The organism is Mesorhizobium sp. USDA 4413 (genome assembly GCF_056280365.1).
Genome location: NZ_JBVPRP010000001.1, coordinates 6,212,222 through 6,236,675, shown reverse-complemented (window position 1 = coordinate 6,236,675; position 24,454 = coordinate 6,212,222). Strand labels below are relative to the sequence as shown.

17 protein-coding genes and 2 pseudogenes are annotated in these 24,454 nt (G+C 65.7%); 15 read left to right on the top strand and 4 right to left on the bottom strand.

Annotation, left to right across the window (positions count from 1 at the left end; all coding sequences use genetic code 11):
* Positions 1 to 53 precede the first annotated feature (53 nt).
* From ACVMIM_RS30300 to ACVMIM_RS30290, 3 genes and pseudogenes are all read left to right on the top strand, one after another.
* Complete coding sequence (locus tag ACVMIM_RS30300) at positions 54 to 1,250, top strand: serine hydrolase domain-containing protein (RefSeq protein WP_476116489.1); 1,197 nt, start codon at positions 54 to 56, stop codon at positions 1,248 to 1,250.
* A 28-nt stretch (positions 1,251 to 1,278) separates the two neighbouring features.
* A complete protein-coding gene (locus tag ACVMIM_RS30295) occupies positions 1,279 to 2,457 on the top strand; it encodes a serine hydrolase domain-containing protein (RefSeq protein WP_476116487.1) in 1,179 nt (392 codons plus the stop codon).
* A gap of 122 nt (positions 2,458 to 2,579) precedes the next feature.
* A pseudogene (locus ACVMIM_RS30290) lies at positions 2,580 to 4,904 on the top strand (Tex family protein).
* Here ACVMIM_RS30290 and ACVMIM_RS30285 read toward each other — a convergent pair.
* The gene (locus tag ACVMIM_RS30285) at positions 4,905 to 5,816 is read right to left on the bottom strand and encodes a LysR family transcriptional regulator (RefSeq protein WP_476116485.1); all 912 of its coding nucleotides are present in this window, start codon (positions 5,814 to 5,816) and stop codon (positions 4,905 to 4,907) included.
* A 103-nt stretch (positions 5,817 to 5,919) separates the two neighbouring features.
* Here ACVMIM_RS30285 and ACVMIM_RS30280 point away from each other — a divergent pair, with 103 nt between their 5' ends.
* The 12 genes and pseudogenes from ACVMIM_RS30280 (at position 5,920) to amaB (ending at position 21,147) form a co-directional block, all read left to right on the top strand.
* Complete coding sequence (locus tag ACVMIM_RS30280) at positions 5,920 to 7,110, top strand: acyl-CoA dehydrogenase (RefSeq protein WP_476116483.1); 1,191 nt, start codon at positions 5,920 to 5,922, stop codon at positions 7,108 to 7,110.
* Between the two features lie 104 nt (positions 7,111 to 7,214).
* A pseudogene (locus tag ACVMIM_RS30275) lies at positions 7,215 to 10,565 on the top strand (transglutaminase family protein).
* Between the two features lie 6 nt (positions 10,566 to 10,571).
* The gene (locus tag ACVMIM_RS30270) at positions 10,572 to 12,983 is read left to right on the top strand and encodes a circularly permuted type 2 ATP-grasp protein (protein ID WP_476116481.1); all 2,412 of its coding nucleotides are present in this window, start codon (positions 10,572 to 10,574) and stop codon (positions 12,981 to 12,983) included.
* Positions 12,984 to 13,868, top strand: a complete 885-nt coding sequence (locus ACVMIM_RS30265) for a transglutaminase family protein (RefSeq protein ID WP_476116479.1) — start codon at positions 12,984 to 12,986, stop codon at positions 13,866 to 13,868.
* A gap of 104 nt (positions 13,869 to 13,972) precedes the next feature.
* Positions 13,973 to 14,731: a glycosyltransferase family 2 protein gene (locus ACVMIM_RS30260; protein ID WP_476116477.1), complete on the top strand. Its 759-nt coding sequence runs from the start codon at positions 13,973 to 13,975 to the stop codon at positions 14,729 to 14,731.
* Complete coding sequence (locus ACVMIM_RS30255) at positions 14,728 to 14,907, top strand: hypothetical protein (RefSeq protein WP_476116476.1); 180 nt, start codon at positions 14,728 to 14,730, stop codon at positions 14,905 to 14,907. Before ACVMIM_RS30260 ends, ACVMIM_RS30255 begins: the two co-directional genes overlap by 4 nt.
* Positions 14,907 to 15,779 carry a glycosyltransferase family 2 protein gene (locus ACVMIM_RS30250; RefSeq protein ID WP_476116474.1) on the top strand — a complete coding sequence of 291 codons (873 nt, stop codon included), beginning with the start codon at positions 14,907 to 14,909 and terminating at the stop codon, positions 15,777 to 15,779. The genes ACVMIM_RS30255 and ACVMIM_RS30250 overlap by 1 nt, the downstream gene beginning before the upstream one ends.
* On the top strand, positions 15,776 to 16,519 hold the full coding sequence (locus ACVMIM_RS30245; RefSeq protein ID WP_476116473.1) for a hypothetical protein: 744 nt from the start codon (positions 15,776 to 15,778) through the stop codon (positions 16,517 to 16,519). Before ACVMIM_RS30250 ends, ACVMIM_RS30245 begins: the two co-directional genes overlap by 4 nt.
* Before the next feature lie 63 nt (positions 16,520 to 16,582).
* Entirely contained in the window at positions 16,583 to 17,674 is a 1,092-nt protein-coding gene (locus ACVMIM_RS30240) for a DNA topoisomerase IB (RefSeq protein ID WP_476116471.1), read from the top strand.
* Positions 17,675 to 17,785: 111 nt separating this feature from the next.
* Complete coding sequence (locus ACVMIM_RS30235; RefSeq protein WP_040997043.1) at positions 17,786 to 18,160, top strand: YciI family protein; 375 nt, start codon at positions 17,786 to 17,788, stop codon at positions 18,158 to 18,160.
* Positions 18,157 to 19,431: an RNA polymerase sigma factor gene (locus ACVMIM_RS30230; protein WP_476116469.1), complete on the top strand. Its 1,275-nt coding sequence runs from the start codon at positions 18,157 to 18,159 to the stop codon at positions 19,429 to 19,431. The genes ACVMIM_RS30235 and ACVMIM_RS30230 overlap by 4 nt, the downstream gene beginning before the upstream one ends.
* A gap of 201 nt (positions 19,432 to 19,632) precedes the next feature.
* Positions 19,633 to 21,147: an L-piperidine-6-carboxylate dehydrogenase gene (gene amaB / locus ACVMIM_RS30225; protein ID WP_476116468.1), complete on the top strand. Its 1,515-nt coding sequence runs from the start codon at positions 19,633 to 19,635 to the stop codon at positions 21,145 to 21,147.
* Between the two features lie 288 nt (positions 21,148 to 21,435).
* Here amaB and ACVMIM_RS30220 read toward each other — a convergent pair whose 3' ends face one another.
* From ACVMIM_RS30220 to ACVMIM_RS30210, 3 genes are read right to left on the bottom strand one after another with little or no spacing between them, the layout of a single operon-like run.
* Positions 21,436 to 22,512, bottom strand: coding sequence for an ABC transporter ATP-binding protein (locus ACVMIM_RS30220; protein ID WP_476116467.1), 1,077 nt, complete (start codon positions 22,510 to 22,512; stop codon positions 21,436 to 21,438).
* A complete protein-coding gene (locus ACVMIM_RS30215; RefSeq protein WP_476116465.1) occupies positions 22,499 to 23,437 on the bottom strand; it encodes a PfkB family carbohydrate kinase in 939 nt (312 codons plus the stop codon). The genes ACVMIM_RS30220 and ACVMIM_RS30215 overlap by 14 nt, the downstream gene beginning before the upstream one ends.
* Entirely contained in the window at positions 23,437 to 24,453 is a 1,017-nt protein-coding gene (locus tag ACVMIM_RS30210; protein WP_476116463.1) for an SIS domain-containing protein, read from the bottom strand. The genes ACVMIM_RS30215 and ACVMIM_RS30210 overlap by 1 nt, the downstream gene beginning before the upstream one ends.
* Between the last annotated feature and the right edge of the window lies 1 nt (position 24,454).

The following is a 24,454-nucleotide window of genomic DNA, read 5'->3' as shown; positions in this document are numbered from 1 at the left end:
TGCATATCGCTCTACGAGGGGCTTTTGAGCGGCATGCCTCGAGGAGGAAATTCTTGTCGTCCTATCGCAACTCCGATCCGCGGCCGCCGATCATGCAGGGCTCGCCGCCGAGGCTGGTGCCGCCGAAGCTCGACTGGGACCGGCCGCCGTGGAACCGCTGGGCCTTCCAGCACATCCGCGAATTCCTGCCGACGGTCGAGGTTTGGCGCGGCAACGGCCATCGCCGTCGCCTCGAGCGCTCGGAGGTGGATCTCGACGATCTGCCGGTGGCCGACAGCAACGACGCACCGACGACACTCGCTGGCCTGCTCGACGAAACCTATGCCGACGGCTTCCTGGTGCTGAAGGACGGCAGAATAGCCTATGAGCGCTATTTCAACGGCATGGACGAGCGCACGCTGCATCTGTCGCAGTCGATGGCCAAGTCCGTCACCGGATCGGTGTGCGGCATACTGGTCGGGCGCGGCCTGATCGATCCGGGCAGGTTGGTGACCGACTATCTGCCGGAACTCGGCGAGACCGGCTGGGCCGGCGCTACCGTCCAGCAAGTGCTCGACATGACGACGGGCGTGCGCTTTTCCGAGGAATATACCGACCGCTATTCCGAGATCGGCCAGCTCGATGTCGCGACCGGCTGGAAGCCGATCCCGCCAGGTAGCGATCCGGATTTTGCGTGGCCGTCGCATCTGTTCGAGCTGATCCTGCGGCTGAAGGACAAAGTGCGCCCGCATGGCGAGGCTTTCGAATACCGCTCGATCGAGACCGACGTGCTCGCCTTCATCATGGAGCGCGTGAGCGGCAAGCGCCTGGCGCAGCTCGTCTCGGAAGAACTCTGGCAAAAGCTCGGCGCCGACGAAAGCGCCTGCTTCACCGTCGACAGTGCCGGCTATGCGCTGGCCGATGGCGGCTTCAACGCGACGCTGCGTGACTACGGCCGCTTCGGGCAGCTGATCCTCGACCATGGCGGCGGCGTCATTCCGGCCGACTGGATCGAGGCGACGCGCACCGGCAGGCACGGACCGAATTTCAGCCCGACCCTGCCGGACGGCAGCTACCGCAACCAGTTCTGGATCGAGGATTCGCGCTCACGCTCGCTGATGTGCCGCGGCGTGTTCGGCCAATTGATCCATATCAGCTGGGAACACAGGATGGTTGTGGTGAAGCTTTCGACCTATCCGGATTTCCTCAACTTCGCCTATTCGGTGGCGACGCAGAAGGCGGTGCATGCCATCGCCGCCGCGCTGGCCTGAAACCGCAAATCGAATCTGGGAGAGTGTCGTGACTGGCAAGAGCGCCTTCGAGGCCAAATATGGCTTTGCCCGCAAGGATGTGCGGCTCGAAACCTGGCGGCTTTCGCCGTTCAACCGATGGTCCTTCCAGAATGTCGGCGAACTGGTGCCGAGCGCGCATGTCGCGGCGGCGCCCGGCGGCGAGGAGCAGGCGAAATCGCTCGGCGCATTGCTCGAGGAGAAGGTCTCACTCGCCGGCGGCAGTGAAACGGTCGAGGGCTTTCTGAAACGTTCCGACACGGACGGACTGACGATTCTGAAGACCGGCAAGCTGGTCGGCGACTGGTCGGCGCCGCATATGCCGTTCGGAGCCCGCCACATCATCTTTTCGATCAGCAAGTCGGTGACGGCGATCCTCGCAGGCATATTGGAAGGCGAGGAGTTGTTCGACCCCACCGCGCCGGTGACGCAATACATTCCCGAAGCCAAGGGCTCGGCCTATGCCGATGCGAGCGTGCGCAATGTGCTCGACATGACGGTGAGCCTCGATTTCGAGGAGGCCTATCTCGATCCGGAAAGCGCCTTTGCCCGCTACCGCCGCTCGACGCTGTGGAATCCCGGCGGCGGATCGGAGAGCCTCGCTTCCTTCCTGATGACCATCCGGCGCCTTGCCGAGCCGCATGGCCAGACCTATCGCTACCGCTCGCCCAATTCAGATGTGCTCGGCATCGTCGTCGAGCGGGCGTCGGGAACGCGCGTGAGCGAGTTGCTCCGCGAGAAGCTTTGGCTGCCGCTGGGGGCCGCAAGCGACATGTCGGTGACGGTCGACATGGAAGGCACGGCGCGCACGGCCGGCGGCATGTCGATGACCCCGCGCGACCTTGCACGCATCGGCGAGATGATGCGGCAGGGCGGCACGGCAAACGGCCGCCGCATCGTGCCGGAAGCCTGGGTGCGCGACACGGTCGCCACCGGCGGCAGCCATGAAGCCTGGCGGCGCGGCACGATGGCGTTTTTGTTCCCGAAGGGACGCTACCGCAACAAATGGTACCAGACCGGCCATGACAGTGGCGCCTTCTGCGGCATCGGCATTCACGGCCAGTGGCTCTACGTCAATCCGAAGACGGAAGTGGTCATTGCCAAGATGTCGTCGCAGCCGGAGCCGGTGGATGAGAAGCTGGACGACGACATTGTGGCGTTCCTGGGAGCGCTGAGCCAAATGGTTTGAGCCGACTGGAGGCTGGTTCCAAGGGCTGTTTTCTGTGGACCTTCGCCCTGTGATGAAACCGCTGCGGTTGGCGTAGCGGTTCTGCCGGCCTATGGTCGCCGCTCGTTTCTGCAGGGACCAGCATGGCATCGGACATCAAGCGCATCGCAGCAATCATCGCGGCCGAGATCGGCGCGCGGCCGGAACAGGCCGCAGCGGCGATCGGGCTGCTCGACGAGGGCGCGACAGTCCCCTTCTCGTGGCGCGCTACCGCAAGGAAGTCACCGGGGGTCTGGACGACACGCAGTTGCGCGATCTTTCCGAGCGGCTCGCTTATCTGCGCGAGCTCGATTCCCGGCGGGAGACGATCGTCAGCTCCATCCGCGAGCAGGGCAAGCTGACCGAGGAGCTGGAAGCCAAGATCGCGGCGGCCACCACGAAGGCGGAACTCGAGGATATCTACCTGCCCTATAAGCCGAAGCGGCGCACCAAGGCCGAGATCGCCAAGGAGCGCGGGCTCAGGCCGCTCGCCGAGGCAATCCTGGCCGACCGGTCGGCGGTACCGAGCGAGCTTGCGCTCGCCTATGTCACCGACGAGGTTCCCGACGCCAAGGCAGCGCTCGAAGGCGCGCGCGACATTCTGTCGGAGCAGTTCGCCGAGAATGCCGATCTGGTCGGCAAGCTGCGCGCCTATATGAAGGAACGCGCCTTCCTGCGCGCAAAAGTGGTCGACGGCAAGCAGGAAGCCGGCGCGAAATTTTCCGACTATTTCGACCATGTCGAGCGTTGGTCGGGCGTGCCCAGCCACCGTGCTTTGGCCATGCTGCGCGGCCGCAATGAAGAGGTGCTGTCGCTCGATATCGAGGTCGATGCCGACGATACCTCACCGGTGAAGCCGGTCGAACGCATGATCGCCAATGCCTATGCGATCGGCGGCACCCTGCCGGGCGACAAATGGCTGATGGAAGTCGCCGGCTGGACTTGGCGGATAAAACTGTCGCTGCATCTGACGCTCGACTTAATGCGCGACTTGCGCGAGCGGGCCGAGAACGAGGCGATCCATGTCTTTGCCCGCAACCTGAAGGACCTGCTGTTGGCCGCTCCCGCCGGCTCGCGGCCGACCATGGGGCTGGACCCCGGCATCCGCACCGGCATCAAGGTGGCGGTAGTCGACGGCACCGGCAAGCTGGTGGCGACGACGACCGTCTACCCGTTCCCGCCGAAAAACGATGTGCGCGGCACGCAGGCGGAACTCGCCCGCCTTGATCCGCCAGCACAAGGTCGAGCTGATCTCCATCGGCAACGGCACGGGCAGCCGCGAGACCGAAAAGCTGGTGGCCGACATGCTGTCGGAGCTGCCGGCCGGCGCCGGACCGAAGCCGCTCAAGGTGATCGTCAGCGAGGCCGGCGCCTCGGTCTATTCGGCCTCGGCGACGGCAGCGGCAGAATTCCCCGGTCTCGACGTCTCGCTGCGCGGCGCGGTGTCGATCGCCAGGCGACTGCAGGATCCGCTCGCCGAGCTGGTCAAGATCGAGCCGAAATCGATCGGTGTCGGCCAGTACCAGCACGATGTCGACCAATACCGGCTCGGCCGCTCGCTCGAAGCGGTGGTCGAGGATGCGGTGAACGCGGTTGGCGTCGACCTCAACACGGCGTCGGCGCCGCTCTTGGCGCGGGTGTCGGGGCTTGGGCCGTCGCTCGCCGAGGCGATCGTCGCGCATCGCGACGCGACCGGGCCGTTTGCCAGCCGCAAGGACCTGCTCAAGGTGGCGCGGCTAGGGCCGCGCGCATTCGAGCAGTGCGCCGGTTTCCTGCGCATCCCGAACGGCACTGAGCCGCTCGATGCGTCATCGGTACACCCGGAAGCCTACGGCGTGGCGAAGAAGATCGTCGCCGCCTGCGGCCGCGACGTGCGTTCGTTGATGGGCGACAGCGCCGTGCTCAAGGCGCTCGATCCGCGCGTCTTCGTCGATGAGCGCTTCGGCCTGCCGACGGTGCGCGACATCATCGCCGAGCTGGAAAAGCCCGGACGCGACCCGCGCCCCGGCTTCAAGACCGCGACCTTTGCCGAGGGCGTCGACGACATCAAGGATTTGAAACCAGGCATGCTGCTCGAAGGCACCGTCACCAATGTCGCGGCCTTCGGCGCCTTCGTCGATATCGGGGTGCACCAGGACGGGCTGGTGCATGTCTCGCAACTGGCCGACCGTTTCGTGAAGGATGCGCATGAGGTGGTGAAGGCGGGCGACGTGGTGAAGGTGCGGGTCGTCGATGTCGACATCAAACGCAAGCGCATCGGGCTGTCGATGCGCAAGGATGGCGGCGAGGGCGGGGCGCCCCGTGGCGGCCAGCGCGACCATAGTGGCGGCAAGCCGGCGCCGCGATCTCAGGCGCCGCATCGCCAGCCGGAGCGCCCTTCGCAGGGCGCATTCGGTGCGGCGCTCGCGGAAGCGATGAAACGGAAGTAGCTACCACGCGAGCACTGCTGGCTCCTTGCCGATCTGACCCAGCAGCCAGTCGCGAAAACTGGCGACCGGCGGGTGGCCGCGTTTGTCGTGCGGCACGACCAGATAATAGGCGCTGCGGCTTTGCATCGGCTGGCCGGGGGCGGGCACCAACTGGCCGCGCTGCAATTCACCCGCAATCAGAATTTCCGGCAGCAGCGCCACACCGAGCCCGGCCATGCAGGCCTGGGCGACGGTGCCGAACTGCTCGAACTGCATGCCGGGACCGGTCGGCGCCTCCAGCCCCTGATGCTCGAACCATTCGCTCCAGGCGCCGGGACGCGTCGCCATATGCAGCAATGGCAAGCGACTGATATCGGCCGGCGCGGCGATCGCGCGGTTGGCCAGGAATTCGGGCGAAACCACCGGCATAACGGTTTCGCGCATCAGAAGCGTGCAATCCGCCTCGGGCCAATCGGGCATGCCGTGATGGATCGCGGCGTCGAGGCGCTCGCGCGTGAAGTCGAAGCGGCCGATACGGGTGGCGAAGTTGATCGTGACATCGGGGTGGCGAGCGACGAAATCCGGGATCAGCGGCATCAGCCAGCGCGTGCCGAAGGTCGGCAGGATGGCCAGATTGAGAACACCGCTATGCCGATTGCTCATCAATCCAAGTGCTGCGTCGCGCAACTGGCCAAGCGCCGAGCGCACCGCTTCGGCATAGGTCTCGCCGGCCGTCGAGAGCCTGACATTGCGGCTGTCGCGCTCGAACAAACGCCGGCCGAACTGCTCTTCCAGCAGGTTGATCTGCCGGCTGACGGCCCCTTGCGTCAGGTCGAGCTCGCGCGCGGCGGCGGTGAAGGAGCCGAGGCGCGCCACCGCTTCGAAGGCGGCAAGGGCAGCGGTGTTGGGCAAAAGGCGGCGCTGGACGTTCATGATCCATTACTAACGCTCATTGATCCGTGATGCAATTTCGTTTGATTTTTCCCCTGCGGAGGCCGATAAGCCGGGCACCTCAAATATGCCGGGAGAGCGGGCCATGGCCGCTGAGAAGAATGCCTTCGTGTGGAACGATCCTTTCCTGATCGAGGACCAGCTTTCCGAGGACGAGCGCATGGTGCGCGACGGGGCGGCGGCGTTCGCGGCCGACAAGCTGGCGCCGCGCATCGAGGAAGCCTATGCCGACGAGAAGACCGATCCGTCGATCTTTCGCGAGATGGGCGAGGCGGGCCTGCTCGGCATCACCATTCCGGAAGAATATGGCGGGCTCGGCGCCGGATATGTCACCTACGGGCTGGTGGCGCGTGAGGTCGAGCGCATCGATTCCGGCTACCGCTCGATGATGAGCGTGCAGTCGTCGCTGGTCATGTATCCGATCCATGCCTATGGCTCGGAAGAGCAGCGCAAAAAATACCTGCCGAAGCTCGCCTCCGGCGAATGGATCGGCTGCTTCGGCCTGACCGAGCCGGATGCCGGCTCCGACCCGGGCGGCATGAAGACGCGCGCCGAGAAGACCGCGAACGGCTATAAGCTCTCCGGTTCCAAGATGTGGATCTCGAATGCGCCGATCGCCGATGTCTTCGTCGTCTGGGCGAAGTCGGCCGCGCATGACAACCAGATCCGCGGTTTTATCCTGGAAAAGGGCATGAAGGGGCTTTCGGCGCCGAAGATCGGCGGCAAGCTCAGCCTCCGCGCTTCGATCACCGGCGAAGTGGTGATGGAAGGCGTCGAGGTCGGCGAAGAGGCGCTGCTGCCCAATGTCTCGGGCCTGAAAGGTCCGTTCGGCTGCCTCAACCGGGCGCGTTACGGCATTTCCTGGGGCGCGATGGGCGCGGCGGAAGATTGCTGGCACCGGGCGCGGCAATATGGCCTCGACAGAAGACAGTTCGGCAAGCCGCTCGCCGGCACGCAGCTCTTCCAGAAGAAGCTTGCCGACATGCAGACCGAGATCGCTCTCGGACTGCAGGGTTCGTTGCGCGTCGGCCGGCTGATGGACGAAGGCAAGATGGCGCCGGAGATGATCTCGATCGTCAAGCGCAACAATTGCGGCAAGGCGCTCGACATCGCCCGCCAAGCCCGCGACATGCATGGCGGCAACGGCATCCAGATCGGCTACCACGTGATGCGCCACGCGCAGAACCTGGAGACGGTCAACACCTATGAGGGCACGCATGACGTGCATGCGCTGATCCTCGGAAGAGCGCAGACGGGGCTGCAGGCGTTTTTCTGAACCGGTAACGCTGCTTAATTTGGGTGCAGCGCAACATCTCTGCTTGGAGAATGGCCATGACTTGTGTCACGGTCTGGCGATAAAACGCCATTCTCCGGGGCACCATGGCAATTCTGGCGGCCGTCCATCACCTGACCCATTAAAAATATGACCGGCCGGTGGCGCTCGGTCCCCAGGTGATCAGGCTGCAGCCGGCGCCGCATTCGCGCACCAAGGTGCTCAGCCACTCGCTGAAGGTCGAGCCGAAGAACCACTTCGTCAACCTGCAGCAGGACCCATACGGCAACTTCCTCGCCCGCTTCGTCTTTCCGGAGCCGGTGACGGAACTGAAGATCGAGGTCGACCTCGTTGCCGACATGACGGTCTACAATCCGTTCGACTTCTTCGTCGAGGAGAGCGCGGAAAACTTCCCGTTCGATTACCCTGAGGAGGTCAGGGAAGATCTCGCCATCTACCTGAAACCGGAACCGGCAGGACCGCTCCTGTCCAAATTCCTCGAAAGCATAGACCGCAGCCCGGCCAACACCGTCAGCTTCCTCGTAGGCCTCAATGCAAGGCTGCAGCGCGAGATCGCCTATATCGTGCGCATGGAGACCGGTGTCTATTCGCCGGAAGAGACGCTTTCCGCCGGCAAGGGCTCGTGCCGGGATTCAAGCTGGCTCCTGGTCCAGATCCTGCGCAACCTCGGCATCGCCGCGCGTTTCGTCTCCGGCTATCTGGTCCAGCTCAAGCCGGACCTCGTCGCGCTCGACGGACCGCCCGGGACCTCGGTCGATTTCACAGACCTGCATGCCTGGTGCGAGGTCTATATTCCCGGTGCCGGCTGGATCGGCTTCGACCCGACTTCCGGCCTGCTCACCGGCGAAAGCCATGTGCCGCTGGCCGCGACGCCGCATTTCCGCAATGCGGCTCCCATCTCCGGCATGGCGAGCTTCGCCAATGTCGATTTCGGCTTCGACATGCGGGTCGAGCGCATCGCCGAACATCCGCGCATCACCAAGCCGTTCTCCGATGAAAGCTGGGAGGAGCTTGACCGACTGGGCGAAAAAGTCGACGCGGCGCTGAAAGACGGGGACGTGCGGCTCACCATGGGCGGTGAGCCGACCTTCGTGTCGATCGACGATTTCGAATCCGCCGAATGGAACACGGCCGCCGTCGGCCCGACCAAGCGCGACAAGGCCGACCAGCTCATCCGCCGGCTGCGCGAGCGCTTCGCGCCGGGCGGTTTCCTGCATTACGGTCAGGGCAAGTGGTATCCGGGCGAAAGCCTGCCGCGCTGGACCTTCTCGCTCTACTGGCGCACCGACGGCGAGCCGGTCTGGCGCGATCCGTCGCTGATCGCGCGGGAAAAGGGTGGTGCCGCCGTGGGACCGGAGCAGGCCGAAAGCCTGCTCAAGGCGATCGCCGGCGAACTCGGCATCGACAAGGCGATGGTCAGCGAGGCCTATGAGGATCCGGGCGAATGGCTGCTCAAGGAAAGCAAGCTGCCCGACAATGTCGACCCGTCCAACTCGAAGCTGGAGGATCCGGAAGAGCGCAGCCGTATGGCGCGCGTCTTCGAGCGCGGGCTGACCAAGCCGTCCGGCTATGTGCTGCCGGTGCAGCGCTGGAACAGCCAGGCCGCCGGTAATCGCTGGCGCTCGGAGACATGGAGGACGCGGCGGGGCCGCCTGTTCCTGGTGCCGGGCGATTCACCGGTCGGCTATCGCCTGCCGCTCGGCGCGCTGCCTTACGTGCCGCCGGCGCAATTCCCCTATATCGTGCCGGTCGATCCCTCCGTGCCGCGCGGCACGCTGCCGGCGCGCGATGCCATCCTGCGGGAAGCGCCGGCCGGCGGCGCCGACGAAATGGCGCGGCAACAGGCCGAGGCGTCCTTCACCGCCGCCACGGCCCGGCAGGACCGGGTCGAGCAGCAACTGACCGAGATCGGCGGCGCGGTGCGCACCGCGCTCAGCGTCGAGCCGCGCAACGGGCGGCTCTGCGTGTTCATGCCGCCGGTCGAGGCGCTGGAGGATTATCTCGAACTGGTGGCGGCAGCCGAGAACGCGGCGAAGGCCGTCGGCCTGCCGGTGCATATCGAGGGCTATGCTCCGCCGCACGATCCACGCCTCAACGTCATCCGCGTCGCGCCCGATCCCGGTGTCATCGAGGTGAACATCCACCCGGCCGCGAACTGGCGGGAATGCGTCGCGACGACCAGCGCGATCTATGAGGAGGCGCGGCAGTCGCGGCTCGGCACCGACAAGTTCATGATCGACGGCCGCCACACCGGCACCGGCGGCGGCAACCATGTCGTGGTAGGGGGCGCGACGCCGAATGACAGCCCGTTCCTGCGCCGGCCCGACCTGCTGAAAAGCCTGGTGCTGCAGTGGCAGCGGCATCCGTCGCTGTCCTATCTGTTCTCAGGGTTGTTCATCGGCCCGACCAGCCAGGCGCCGCGCATCGACGAGGCGAGGCACGATTCGCTCTACGAGCTGGAGATCGCGCTGGCGCAGGTGCCGCATCCGGAGAAGGGCGAGGCGCCCTTGCTATGGCTGGTCGACCGGCTGTTCCGCAATCTGTTGACCGACGTGACCGGTAACACGCATCGTTCGGAGATCTGCATCGACAAATTGTTCTCGCCGGACGGTCCGACCGGCCGGCTGGGCCTTGTCGAGTTCCGCGGTTTCGAGATGCCGCCCAATGCGCGTATGTCGCTCGCGCAGCAATTGCTGGTCCGCGCGATCATCGCGCGCGCCTGGAAGAACCCGCTCGACGGCCGGTTCGTGCGCTGGGGCACCTCGCTGCACGACCGCTTCATGCTGCCTCATTACGTTTGGGCGGATTTCCTCGACGTGCTGGAGGATTTGAAGCTGAGCGGCTTCGACTTCCGTCCCGAATGGTTCGCAGCCCAACTCGAGTTCCGCTTTCCATTCTGCGGCGAGGTGCAACATGCCGGCGTCAAGCTGGAATTGAGGCAGGCGCTGGAGCCCTGGCATGTGATGGGCGAGCAGGGCGCCATCGGCGGCACGGTCCGGTTTGTCGACTCCTCGGTCGAGCGGCTGCAGGTGCGGACCGAAGGGCTCAATCCGAAGCGTCACGCCATCGTCTGCAACGGCCGCGTCGTGCCGATGAGGGTCACCGACAATCGCGAGGTCGCGGTGGCCGGCGTGCGTTTCAAGGCCTGGCAGCCGGCCTCGGGCCTGCATCCGGCCCTGCCGGTCAGCACGCCGCTGGTCTTCGACATCTATGACCGCTGGTCGGGCCGCTCGGTCGGCGGCTGCGTCTACCATGTCGCGCATCCGGGCGGCCGCAATTACGACACCTTCCCGGTCAACGGCAACGAGGCCGAGGCGCGACGGCTTGCCCGGTTCGAACCGCGCGGCCACACGGCCGGCGGCTATGTGCTGCGTGACGAAGAAGCCTCTGAAGATTTTCCCATGACCCTTGACCTCAGGCGGCCGGCGAGATTCTGATCGACAATGGCCAAGGGGAATCAGAGACGGGCGGGCGGCAAGCCGCAGGCGCAGGGCCTGCTGGAACGCTACCGGCCGATCGAAGGCGTCTTCGACGAAATGGTCGACGCGGCCGGCACCCCGCGTCCGGCCTGGCGCTTCTTCATCGACGCGCTCGACGATCTGGGGGCGGAGCGGCTTGGGCAGCGGTTCGCCCGCGCCGACCAATATTTGCGCGACGCCGGCGTCTATTATCGCGTCTACGAACAGGCCGGGGCCAACGAGCGCGAATGGCCGCTCGCGCATGTTCCGCTGCTGATCGACGAGAAGGAATGGGCCGAGATCAGCGCCGGCCTCGTCCAGCGCGCCGACCTGTTCGAAGCCTTCCTGGCCGACATCTATGGGCCGAACCGGCTGATCGAAAAGGGCATCCTGCCGGCGGGGCTGATCGCGGCGAGCCCCGAATATCTGCGCCCCGTCGCCGGCGTCCGCCCGGCCAGCGGGCATTTCCTGCACATGGTCGCCTTCGAGCTCGGCCGTGGCCCCGACGGGCGCTGGTGGGTCCTGGGCGATCGCGCGCAGGCGCCGTCCGGCGCGGGCTTCGCGCTGGAGAACCGCGTCGCCACGACGCGCGCGCTGTCGGACGTCTATGGCGAGATGCATGTGCATCGGCTCGCCGGCTTCTTCCGCCGTTTCCGCGACGCGCTGAACGGGATGGCCAAGGAGTCGGGCGGCCGCGTCGCCATCCTGACGCCCGGACCGCTCAACGAAACCTATTACGAGCACGCCTATATCGCCCGCTATCTCGGCATCATGCTCCTCGAGGGCGAGGATCTGACCGTTTCCGGCGGCGGGCTCATGGTGCGCACCGTCTCGGGCCTGCTGCCGATCGGCGTCTTGTGGCGACGGCTCGATGCCGCCTTTGTCGATCCGCTGGAACTCAGGCCGGACTCGCAGATCGGCACGCCGGGCCTGGTCGAGGCGATCCGGCGCGGCACGGTTTCGGCGGTCAATGCGCTTGGCTCAGGCCTGATGGAGACGCGGGCCTTGCTGTCGTTCCTGCCCAGGATCGCGCGAGAACTGCAAGGCGACGATCTCAAGCTGCCGAGCATCGCCACCTGGTGGTGCGGGCAGGAGGCCGAGCGCGCCCATGTGCTGGCCAATATCGACCGCATGGTCGTCGGCCCGGCGCTGTCGACCCGGCTCGCCTTCGAGGACGATGGCGCGACACGGCTCGGATCTTCCCTTTCGGCCGGAGAGCGGGCCGAGCTCGTCGCGCGCATCGAGGCGGACGGCGCCGGTTTCGTCGGCCAGGAAGCGGTGACGCTGTCGACCACGCCGGTTTTCGTCGGCGGCGTGCTGGAGCCACGGCCCGCCAGCCTGCGCGTCTATCTGGCACGCACGCCGGACGGCTGGACGGTGATGCCCGGTGGCTTCGCACGCGTCGGCTTTTCGCTCGACCCGACGGCGATCGCGATGCAGCGCGGCGGCCAGGCGGCGGATGTCTGGGTGGTCAGCGACAGGCCGGTCGAGCGTGAGACATTGCTGCCGCAGGAGAATGACGGCTTCACCCGCACCATGCCGGGCAGCCTGCCCAGCCGCGCGGCGGAGAACCTGACCTGGCTCGGGCGCTATATCGAGCGTTCGGAAGACACGGTGCGCGTGTTGCGCGCCTATCACGTGCGGCTTGCCGAGACGTCCGATCCGGATATGCCGCTGCTTGCCGATATCAGGGACTATCTGGAGCCGTTCGGCATCGAGGTGGAAACGGCGATACCACAGGGGCTGATCGGCACTTTGGACAGCGCGGTCTACAGCGCGGGGCAAATTCGCGACCGCTTCTCTCCCGATGGCTGGCTGGCGCTGAAGGACCTGTCGAAGACCATCCACAAATTCGCGGAGACGGTCGCGCCCGGAGACGACGCGACGCGGGCGATGACGGTGATGTTGCGCAAGCTCGCCGGCTTTTCCGGCCTGCTGCACGAGAACATGTATCGCTTCACCGGCTGGCGCTTCCTGGAAATCGGCCGCAGGCTGGAACGCGGCATCCAGATCGCCCGTACGCTCAGTCGGCTGACTAGGAACGGGGCGCCGGAAGGCGCGCTCGACATGATGCTGGAGATCGGCGACAGCGTCATGACCCATCGCCGGCAATATCCGGTGCAGGCCGGGCGGCGCACGGTGATCGACCTGCTGGCGCTCGACCCGCTCAATCCGCGATCCATCCTGTTCCAGCTCGAGCGGCTGAAGGCGGAGATCGGCATGCTGCCTTCGATCGGCGGCGAGGGGCATATGTCGCCCGCGGCCAAGGGAATCCTGCAGCTCAACACGGCAATCGCCGTGATGGAGCCGTCGGACATGAGCGCCAAACTGCTTGACGACCTCGCTGGCCAGATCGGCGATCTCTACAACAGCCTTGCCCGAGCCTATTTCGGTTAGATGCTCTACGACATCAAACTCCATCTGCACTACGACTATGCCGCCGCCGCCGGCGGCGGACGGCATCAGGTGCGCGTGATGCCGCAGACGATCGCCGGGGTGCAGCGCGTCATCGCGGCCTCGCTGTCCTTTCAGCCGACGCCGGCCGAGCGTGCCGACTTCTCCGATTTCTTCGGCAACAACGTCACCTCGATCGCCTTTCGCGAGGCGCATGAGACCCTCGACATCCGGATGAGCGCGCGGGTTTCGGTCTCGCGGCCCGAGCCGGGCCTCGATGTCTCCCCCGGCATGAGCGGGCTGAGGGCTGAGCTCGATCTGGTGCGGTCATTGTCGCCGTCCGCGCCGCATCATTTCCTAGCCGCCAGCGATCATGTCGGCATTGATCCGGCGATCACCGCCTATGCGCGGGAGAGCCTTGCCGGTTCTGTCGTGGGCACGGCGGTCGATCTCTGCAATCGCATCCATCGCGATTTCTCCTATGACGGCAGGGCAACCACGGTTCAGACGCGGGCGAGCGACGCCTTTGCGCTGAAGCGCGGCGTGTGCCAGGATTTCTCGCATATCATGATCGCCGGCCTGCGTGGGCTTGGCATCCCGGCCGGCTATGTCAGCGGCTTCCTGCGCACGATTCCGCCCAAGGGCAAGCCCCGGCTCGAAGGCGCGGATGCCATGCATGCCTGGGTCAAGGCCTGGTGCGGGCGTGATGCCGGCTGGCAGGAGTTCGATCCGACCAACGGCATGCGGGCGAGCAACGACCATATCACGGTCGGGTGCGGACGCGATTATTCCGACGTGGCGCCGATCGTCGGCGTGCTGAAGACGACGGGCGGTCAGGTCGGCGAACAGGCGGTCGACGTCATTCCGGTCGCTGTCGAAAAGGTGTGATAACAGACCGGTCGCCCGCAGACGCTTCTCAAGGGCAGGGGCACCCGGTATCTTGAATATCGGGATTGGTTGCTCTCGGATCGCGTGGCGGCGTGGGGACAGATTTGAAAGCGGTAAGCGTCATCATTCCGGCACATGATGCGGCTCGGACGATCGCGCGGACGCTCGCTTCGCTGGCGCCGGAAAAAGAAGTCATCGGCGAGGTGCTGCTGGTCGATGATTCGTCTTCCGACGCCACCGAGGCCGTCGCTACGGACGCTGCATTGCGGCTTGCCTTGCCGCTGCGCATCATCAAATCGAACTGCCGTGACGCCGGCGGTTCCAGGAATCTAGGGCTGGAACAGGCCAGTTTTCCCTGGATCTATATGATCGATGCCGACGACCTTCATTTGGAGGGTGGGCTGCGCGCATTGCTGGCCAAGGCAAGGGCGCAATCGGAAGCCGACATGGTCGTTGGCGCCTACCGCCGACAGGTCGATGGCGAGAAGCGGTCGATCAAGCTGCCAGGCGGCTATGCGGCAAGCGGACCGGCCAATGCCTGCGCCTATCTCGAAGGGCGGATACGATCGATCGCGGTCGGCAGCGCGCTGGTGTCGCGGCGGGTTGTCGGTGACACGAGGTTCCCGACCGGGCTCGCCTATGACGAAGACACGCTGTTTTGGGCGCGCCTGATGGCCAAAGGCTCGCTTGCGGTCCTGACACGACCGATCTTCATCTATTTCGTGTCGGCTGAGCGGTCCGACGACCGTTTCACGATCAAGCCTGCCACGGGCTTTCTCCAATGGCGCCTGGCGCTGCGCCGGCTCCGGTCCTGCGGCATCGCGGAGCGGTCGCTCAAGACCCGGGAAGGCTCGTCGCTTTGAAGATCGCGCGCGTTCATTATGCGCGCGGCGATTTCGACATGGCGGCGAGATTCCTCAGCGTGGCTGAAGCCGCGCCTCGGGCGGGTGCGGATGTCTGGCGCTGCATGCGCTATCGGCTGAAGATCGCGTTGCGGCGCCGGTTCTCGGCGCCTGCCGCCCAGCTGCAAAGCGCCTGATGGCCGGGAAGCCGGATCTCGCGGTTGTGGTGATTGGTTTCCGGGCACCCGCCGTACTGGCGGCCGCGGTAAGGTCGGTGCTCGATCAGAATGTTCCGCTCGAGATCGTGGTGGTGAATTCCGGCGGCGGCAACCCCAAAGCGCTGCTTGCCGATTGCGGCATCGACGTCACGGTGATCGATGTCGAGGAGCGACTGTTTGCCGGCGCCGCGCGAAATCGTGGCATAGCCGCAACGCAGGCTCCATTCGTCGCTTTTCTCGCGGATGATTGCCTGGCCTGTCCACAATGGGCCGAAATCCGGCTGCAGCGTCACCGGAAAGGCGAGGCGGCTGTGGCGAGCGCCGTCCTCAACAGCCACCCGCGCAATCTGGTCGCCTGCGCGGCGCATCTCGTCACCTATATGCGACGCCTGCCCGGTCTTCCGGCCGAGAAGGCGCAGCGCTACGGCGTTTCGTTCGACCGGAAGCTGTTCGAGCGATACGGAGCGTTCGACGAGCGGCTGACGTCGGGAGAAGACACCGAATTCATGGCCAGGTTGCCGCAGGCTTTGCAGCCGGTCTGGGAACCGAGGATCCTGACTATTCACCGCAACGAGACGAGTCTATTCGGATTGCTTGCCGACCAATATCGCCGCGGGCGCCGCTATGGCGCCTATCTCGGGTCCCTCGAAGCCGAAAGACCCGCGCGCCCGTTCCGCAAGGTGTTCCACGACCGGCGCAATGTCGGCACGCTGATCAAGGAGGGGCTGTCCGGCAGGGATCGGGCTTTCGCCAGGCTGTCGCTGCCGATCGTGTGGCTGGCATTGTTCGCCAAATCGTTGGGGGCGTCCGCCGGCGCCCGGCATGGCTGCAAGACGGAGGGCCGGCGATGATCACCATCGAGATGAAGCCGCCGCGCCGGCGGCGCGGCCGATGGCTTTGGTCGCGGCGCAAAATCGTCGCCGTCTTCAGCTATCGCTACGATCAGCACCTCGTGCCCGACCTCATCGCCAACCTTGAGCCTGTCATTGACGGCTGGATCGCCTATGACGACCGCGCCTCGGAGGGGCTTTTCAGCAGCGAGCCGCAGAGGCGGCGCGCGCTTATCGCCGCGGCCCATGAGGCGGGCGCCGATTGGGTTCTGGCCATGGATCCCGACGAAAGGCTGGAAAATGCCGTCGCCGGCCGCATCGGCCGGCTGACCAGCGGGTCCAGGCGCATCGCCTGGGGATTCCGCTGCTGGGAGATGTATACGCCGGCCAGCTACAGGGTCGATGGCCCGTGGGGCCAGAAGATGCAGCACAGGCTTTTTGGCGCCTACCCTCCTGAGCGCTATAGATCGAAGGATCTGCATGGCGCCTGGTTTCCCGACGATATCGGCTTCAGGCTCGAGGATAGCGGCCTCAATCTCTATCATTTGAAGATGATCGAGCCAAAGCGGCGCATGGCGCGCCGCGAACTCTACAATCGCCTCGATCCGGATCGCCGGCTGCAGCAGATCGGCTACGACTATCTGGCGGACGAGTCGGGAATGGTCCTCGAGGCGGTGCCAAAGGGCCGCGAGTATTTTCCCGCTCATGCCGACGATGGCGGGCTCTGGATGGCGGATCTGTCCGTCAACCGGCGGGACTGAAATCTCATTCGGAACCAGTCATCGGCGCGCGGCTTTATCTACGGGTCATTTCGCGGAGCCGGCATGTTGCAGCATTTACAATCGTCATCGGACCGCTCGGCGCGGGACGAGGAAACCCGAAGGAACGGCGCCCGCAACTCGGCGGAGAGCACGTCGCTCAACTATGTCAGCGATGCCGATCCCGGCATCCGCAGATTGCGAAAAGGCACGGGGTTCTCCTATTTGGGACCCGATGGCAGAGCCGTCGACGAAGCGACGCTTGCCCGCATCAGGGCGATCGTCATTCCGCCGGCCTGGACGGATGTATGGATATCGCCCGATCCGGACGGCCATATCCAGGCAACGGGCCGGGATCAGCGCGGCCGCAAACAATACCGTTATCACCCGCAATGGACCGAGGAACGCGACGGCGTCAAATATTCAAGCCTCGTCGCGTTCGCGGAAAGCCTGCCTGTTCTCAGGCGGCAGATCGACGCCGACCTGCGCCGGCACGGGCTGCCTCTGGAGCGTGTCGTCGCCTCGGTGGTCTGGTTGCTCGACAACACCATGATCCGCATCGGCAACGCGGCCTATGCGCGCGACAATAAGAGCTTCGGGCTGACCACGCTGCGCGACCGCCATGTGGAGATCAACGGCTCCAGCCTGCGCTTCGCCTTCAAGGGCAAGTCGGGCAAGGAATGGAAGCTGAAGCTGGTCGACCGCCGCATCGCCAAGGTGGTGCGCGGCGCCCAGGATCTGCCCGGACAGAAGCTGTTCCAATATCTCGACGAGCATGGCGACCGGCGGCCGGTGCGTTCGGAGGACGTCAACCGCTATATCCGCGAGGCATCCGGTGCCGACTTCAGCTCAAAGCATTTCCGCACCTGGGGCGGCACAATCCATGCGGCGTCGCTGTTTGCCGCGACCGAGCTGCCGGAAAGCAAAAGGCAGCAAAACCGGGTGATCAACAGCGTCGTCGACAAGGTCGCGGAGCGGTTGGGCAATACGCGGGCGGTCTGCCGCAAATGCTACATCCATCCGCTGGTGTTCGAGGCCTGGAGCAAAGGGCGCCTGCTTGACGAGATGGCAGAGGCCAACAAGCGCAAGCGCCTGATATCCGGGCTGGACGAGGAAGAAACGCTGGTGCTCAGATGGCTGCAGGCGCATGGCGCCTGACAGTCAGGCGCAAAGATCGCCAAGTCCGTGATCGGGCGATGAATTTTTTTATCGACCTCGTGTCGGGAAGGGTCCTAGTGTCGCGTCCTTTGATACGGAAAGGACGAGACCATGCTCTACGCCATCCTCTGCTATGCCTCCGAAGACGTCGTTTGCTCCTGGAGCAAGGAACAGGACGACGAGGTCATGGCAAAGCTCCTGAACGTGCAGGACAAATACGCCAAGGCCGGCCGGCTAGGCCCCGTGGCGCGGCTTTTGCCGACCACGGCGGCCACGACGCTGCGGAAAGTCAAGGGGGAGTCGGTCGTGCTCGACGGTCCGTTCGCCGAGACCAAGGAACAATTCCTGGGCTTCTACACGCTCGAATGCAACGATCTCGACGAAGCCGTCGAATTCGCGCGCGAGCTCTCCGAGGTCAATCCGAGCGGCGGCTCCTATGAGATCCGGCCGGTTTCGGTCTTCAATCCGACAAAGGTCGCGGTATGACAGAGCTCGCCTGGATAAGCACCGCAATCAGCAACGCCCGTCCGCAGGCGATGGGCGCGCTGCTGCGCTACTTCCGCGACCTCGATGCCGCGGAAGAGGCTTTCCAGGACGCATGCCTGAGGGCGCTCAAGAACTGGCCGAAGAACGGGCCGCCGCGCGATCCGGCGGCCTGGCTGATCTTCGTCGGGCGCAACAGCGGCATCGACGCGGTGCGCAAGCGCTCCAAGCAGGCGCCGATGCCGGAGGAAGACCAGGTATCGGATCTGGAGGACGCCGAGAGGGACATGGCCGAGCGGCTGGACGGCGCGCATTACCGCGACGACATCCTGCGGCTTCTGTTCATCTGCTGCCATCCGGATCTGCCGGCAACGCAGCAGATCGCGGTGGCGCTGCGCATCGTCTCCGGCCTCACCGTCAAGCAGATCGCGCGCGCCTTCCTGGTCGGCGAGGGCGCCATGGAACAGCGCATCACCCGCGCCAAGGCGCGCATTGCCGACGCCGGCGTGCCGTTCGAGACGCCAGGCGCGGTCGAGCGCTCGGAGCGGCTCGCCGCGGTCGCCGCGATGGTCTATCTGATCTTCAACGAAGGCTATTCCAGCAATGGCGGCGAGGCACCGGCCCGGGCGCCGCTTTGCGAAGAGGCGATCCGCCTTGCCCGGCTGCTGCTCAGGCTGTTCCAGCAGGAACCGGAAATCATGGGGCTGACGGCGCTGCTGCTTCTCCAGCATGCGCGCGCGCCGGCGCGCTTCGACGAGAATGGCGAGATCGTGCTGCTCGAGGACCAGGACCGCTCGCTTTGGAGCCGCAAGATGATCGACGAGGGCCTGGCGCTGGTCGACAAGGCGCTGCGCCATCGCAAGCCCGGACCCTACCAGGTGCAGGCGGCGATCGCGGCGCTGCATGCGCGGGCGGCGACGGCCGAGGATACCGACTGGGCCGAGATCGACCTGCTCTACGGCCTGTTGGAGCAGATGCAGCCGTCACCGGTGGTGACGCTGAACCGTGCCGTAGCGGTCAGCAAGGTGCGCGGCCCGGAGGCAGCACTTGCCATGATCGAGCCGCTGGAAGAGCGGCTGTCGGGCTATTTCCACTTCTTCGGGCTGAGGGGCGGGCTGCTTATGCAGCTTGGCCGCAACGAGGAGGCGCGCGTCGCCTTCGACCGCGCCATCGCTTTGGCCAACACCGCCGCCGAGGCGGCGCATATCCGAATGCATATCGACCGCCTCATCAAGGAAAGCGCCGAGAAGTCGTCGATGCAAAAGGCGCGCTGAGGACGCACGCGCCTTCGCCCGGCCTTGTTGTCTGGCCCAATTTCGCAAACCGGCCTTGGACCATGCCGGGGTGGCGGTTTTTCCCCGAAACGAGTAATGCCACGCCATCAAAGCGCTCGGCTGTGCCCGACGACACGGTCACGGCATGGCGCATGGCTTCCATTTCCGCCCGATGAGAGGCGGGATCTGAAAGGGATAAAAATGACATTAGCGAAGGAAACGGCCTCACTTCTGGAAAAGCTCGGCGTCGCCAAGGATGCGCTTATTGGAGGCGACCTCGTCGTGCGCAGCCCTGTGACGGGCGAGCAGATCGCGGCGCTGAAGTCGATCTCGGCGGCGGACGCCGGCAAAGCCATCGATGCCGCGCACAAGGCCTTCCAGGCCTGGCGGCTGGTGCCGGGGCCGAAGCGCGGCGAACTGGTGCGGCTGCTGGGCGAGGAGTTGCGCGCGCATAAGGACGAACTCGGCCGGCTGGTGTCGATCGAGGTCGGCAAGATCCCGTCCGAGGGCCTTGGCGAAGTTCAGGAAATGATCGACATATGCGATTTCGCCGTCGGCCTTTCCCGGCAGCTCTATGGCCTCACCATCGCCACCGAGCGCCCCGGGCACCGCATGATGGAGACCTGGCATCCGCTGGGCGTCGTCGGCGTCATCTCGGCCTTCAATTTTCCCGTCGCGGTGTGGTCGTGGAATGCGGCGCTTGCCTTCGTTTGCGGCGATGCGGTGGTCTGGAAGCCGTCGGAAAAGACGCCGCTGACCGCGCTTGCCTGCGAAGCGATCTTCAGGCGCGCCGCAAAGCGCTTCGGCACAGACGCGCCGGAGGGCCTGCTCCAGGTGCTGATCGGCGACCGCGCGGTCGGTGAGGTGCTGGTCGACCATCCGAAAGTGCCGCTGGTCTCGGCCACCGGCTCGACGCGCATGGGCCGCGAGGTCGGTCCCAGGCTTGCCAAGCGCTTCGCCCGCGCCGTGCTCGAGCTCGGCGGCAACAATGCCGGCATCGTCTGCCCGACCGCCGATCTCGACATGGCGCTCAGGGCCATCGCTTTCGGCGCCATGGGCACGGCCGGCCAGCGCTGCACGACGCTCAGGCGCCTGTTCGTGCATGACAGCGTCTATGACGCTTTGTTGCCGCGGCTGAAGAAAGCCTATGAGACCGTCTCGGTCGGCAATCCGCTCGAAGGCAAGGCGCTGGTCGGTCCGCTGATCGACAAGGCGGCCTTCGAAAACATGCAGAGGGCGCTGAAGGAAGCGCAAGCGCATGGCGGCAAGGTGACGGGCGGTACGCGCGTCGAGAACGGCCATCCGGATGCCTATTACGTGCATCCGGCGCTGGTCGAGATGCCGGAGCAGGTCTCGCCCGTCACGGAAGAGACCTTCGCGCCGATCCTCTATGTGATGAGATACACCGATTTCGACGAGGCGCTGGAGCAGCACAACGCGGTGGGCGCGGGCCTGTCGTCGTCGATCTTCACGCGCGACCTGCAGGAATCCGAACGCTTCCTCGGCGTCGACGGCTCGGATTGCGGCATCGCCAACGTCAATATCGGCACCTCAGGCGCGGAGATCGGCGGGGCGTTCGGCGGCGAGAAGGAGACCGGCGGCGGCCGCGAGAGCGGTTCGGACGCCTGGAAGGCCTATATGCGCCGCGCCACCAACACGGTGAACTTCTCCAAGGCGCTGCCGCTCGCGCAGGGCGTGTCCTTCGACATCGATTGACGGCGCCGCGGCCATAGCGGCTCAGTATGGTCAACAGCGGTTCGCCGTTTCACGGAAACGGCGAACCACTCTCCGGCTTGTGCCAGTTCATACCCTTCCCTGAGGCGGGTCAAGCCACGCAAGTGGAAGGCGTGCACACGGCGGTGACGCCGGACAGCTTCTGGCGCTTGTTCAGCGTCGGCTTCTCATAAGTTTTTTCATGCAATCCCCCTTGCCTGATCTGGGCAGCATGACGTTTCCACGCCCGCCGCGTCAAGACGGCCTCTCCCCGTGCGGAAACGCCGCTCCTCAGAGCGCCTTACCCGTCACGGGATCGAAAAGGCGCAACGCGGCCGCGTCGAAGGCAAAAGCGCATGGCTGGCCCTTGGCGACGCGAGCCTGCGGCGGCAAGGTTGCGGTCAATTTCTGCGCGCCGACACGGGCGGTGGTGACCTGTTCCGGTCCCGTCAGTTCAACCAGGTCGATCTCGACCGGCAACGACAATTCGGCGCCGCCGCCCGGACCAAGGCGAAGCGCCTCGGGCCTGATCCCGGCGACGACCGAAGCACCATCGCGGGCGGTATCGGCGTAGCGCACCGGCAGCGCCAGCCGCGCATCTGTGCCGGCGATCGCGAGCTTGCCGTCCTCGACCGTCGCTTCCAGCATGTTCATCGAAGGCGCACCGACGAAGCCCGCGACATAGAGCGTCGCGGGTTGGTTGTAGATCTCCTGCGGTGTGCCCAGCTGTTCGATGCGGCCGTCGCGCATGACGGCGATGCGGGTCGCCAGCGTCATCGCCTCGATCTGGTCGTGGGTGACGTAGACGACCGTGGTGCGCAGCATCTCGTGCAGACGCTTGAGCTCGGTGCGCATCTCGAGGCGCAGCTTGGCGTCGAGATTGGAGAGCGGCTCGTCGAACAGGAAGACCTGGGGCTTGCGCACCAGCGCCCTGCCGATGGCGACGCGCTGGCGCTGGCCGCCGGAGAGCTGGCCGGGCTTGCGGTCGAGCAGGTTCTCGATCTGCAGGAGCTTCGCCGCCTCGCGCACCGCTTTGCCGCGCTCGGCGGCGGGAACTTTACGCATCTCCAGGCCGAAGCCGATGTTGCGGCTCACGGTCAGGTTCGGATAGAGCGCGTAGGACTGGAAGACCATGGCGATGTCGCGGTTCTTCGGATGCACGCCAAGCACCGAACGGCCGCCGATCAGCACGTCGCCGCTGGTTGCTTCGGCGAGACCGGCGATGATGTTGAGCAAGGTGGACTTGCCGCAGCCCGAGGAGCCGAGCAGCACCAGGAACTCGCCGTTCTCAAGCGCGATGTCGATGCCTTTCAGCGTCTCGACGCTGCCGTAATTCTTGCGGACGTCGCGGATTTCAAGCGCGCTCATGGGCGGCATCCTCGAATTGGATCGGCCCGCCATAGTCACGGGGCAGGGTTGAGATGGCCCGTGAGGCCACTCGGATGGCGGCTGACAGGCAGTTCTCCAGCGATCGCCCTTTCGCCAGCGCCGCCAGAAAGGCGGCGTTGAAGACGTCGCCGGCGCCGATCGTGTCGACGACCCTGACGCGCGGCGCCGGCACGTCGATGAGTTTGCCATCGGCGCCGATGGCGATCGCGCCGTCAGGCCCGCGCTTGACCACGACCGTCGCGCCGTCCCTCATGCCATCGCGGATCTTGCGTGCCGCTTCCGCCGGACTTGCGAGACCGGCCAATGTCGTCGTCTCGACTTCGTTGAAGAGCGCCAGTGCGCAGCGCGACAGCCAGCCGCGCGCAGCGGCGCAGTTCGCGTCCGTCCAGCCGTCGATCGGCCAGCCCGTGTCGAGCGCAACGGCGATGCGGTGCGCTTCGGCCCAGTCGAAGAAGGCGTCGTAATCGCGCGCCAGGTCGTCGGTGAGGAACGAGCCGCAGAGCAGCGCATAGCCGCCGGAAAGCCGATTGCCGTCCAGCACCGAGAGCACGTCGCCCAGGCTGAAGCGGGGCAGGTGGCCGCGCGTGGTGAAGAAGGTGCGCTCGCCATCGGGATGGGTCATGCCGACCGACAATGTCGTGCCCTCCGGACGAACCGGCCATTTCTGCGCGCGGTGTCCGAAGGCTTCGCGCAGCCAGCGCCCGAACTGGTCGTCGCCGAGATTGGCGGCAATGTCGAAGTCGATGCCCAATGCCTGCCAGGCAAGCGCCGTATTGCCGGCCTGGCCACCAACCCGCAGGTCATCATGATCGACGACGGTCTCGGTGCCTGCCTTCGGCCAGGGCGCGACCGGCCCGACGATCAGATCGACATTGACATTGCCGATCACCGCAAGCGGCCGCATCACTCGCTCCGCGTGATCTTGGTGGTACGCACCGGCGTTCCGGCATTCCCGACGCGGGAATCGGCGAAGGCGATCATCAGGCGTTGCGCCACAGGCAGCATGGCAAAGATCGCCGCCAGGCCCGTGGCGGGTTTGAAGGCCAGTGTCACGGCACCCGCGACCGGCGGTTTGCCCGAAGCGTCGATCACGATCAGCGGCGCGCCGGTCTCGACCACCGAAACGGCCATGGCGGTGACGAGTTCGGCGGTCGGGTCGTCGCCGCGGAAGAGCACGACGCCGATGCTTGGGCCCAGCATCTCCATCGGCCCGTGGCGCAGCTGGCCGCCTTCCAGTGAGAAACAAGGCAGGCGCGACAGTTCGGTGAAGCCGAGCGCAAGGGCTTCAGCCACGCCTTGAAGCTTGCGGCCGGACGTGACGACGGTCGCGACGGTGCTCAGCGCCGCGAGCGCGGCATCGATGTCGACCGTCTGAGGCGCCTTGAGCACGGCGAGCGCGCCGGCCGGATCGTCGCCAAGCGCGGCCAGTATGGCAAGGTGCAGGGCGAAGGTCACGGTCAGGCTGCGGGTCGCGGCAAAGGCAAGCTCGGTGCCGCCGGCACCGACGAGACAAGGTACTGTGCGGCCGAGGAAGGAGCCGGCCTCCAGCGTCAGGCCGAAGGTTTCGGCGCGATCGCCGGCCCCGCGAAACCAGCGCAGCACCTCGGCGCTTTCGCCGGACTGCGAGGTGACGATCACCGTCCTGCCTTCAAGCGGCAGCGGCTGTCCAAGCTGTTCCGAGAGCGGCAGCGCGATGGCGTCGATACCATGCGCCCGATAGAGCGGCTCGACCGCGCGGGCGACGGCATGCGAGGCGCCCATGCCGAGCAGGACAAGCCGGCCGGTCTTCCTGATCGAAGCAGCGACCTTGGCGGCCGCCTCTCGATTGGTCTCGAAGGAAGCAAGCGCATCCTCATGCTGGCGCGCCATCTCGCGATCGATCGCGAGAAGCCCGGCCGGGCGTTTCTTTTCTGCAGTCATG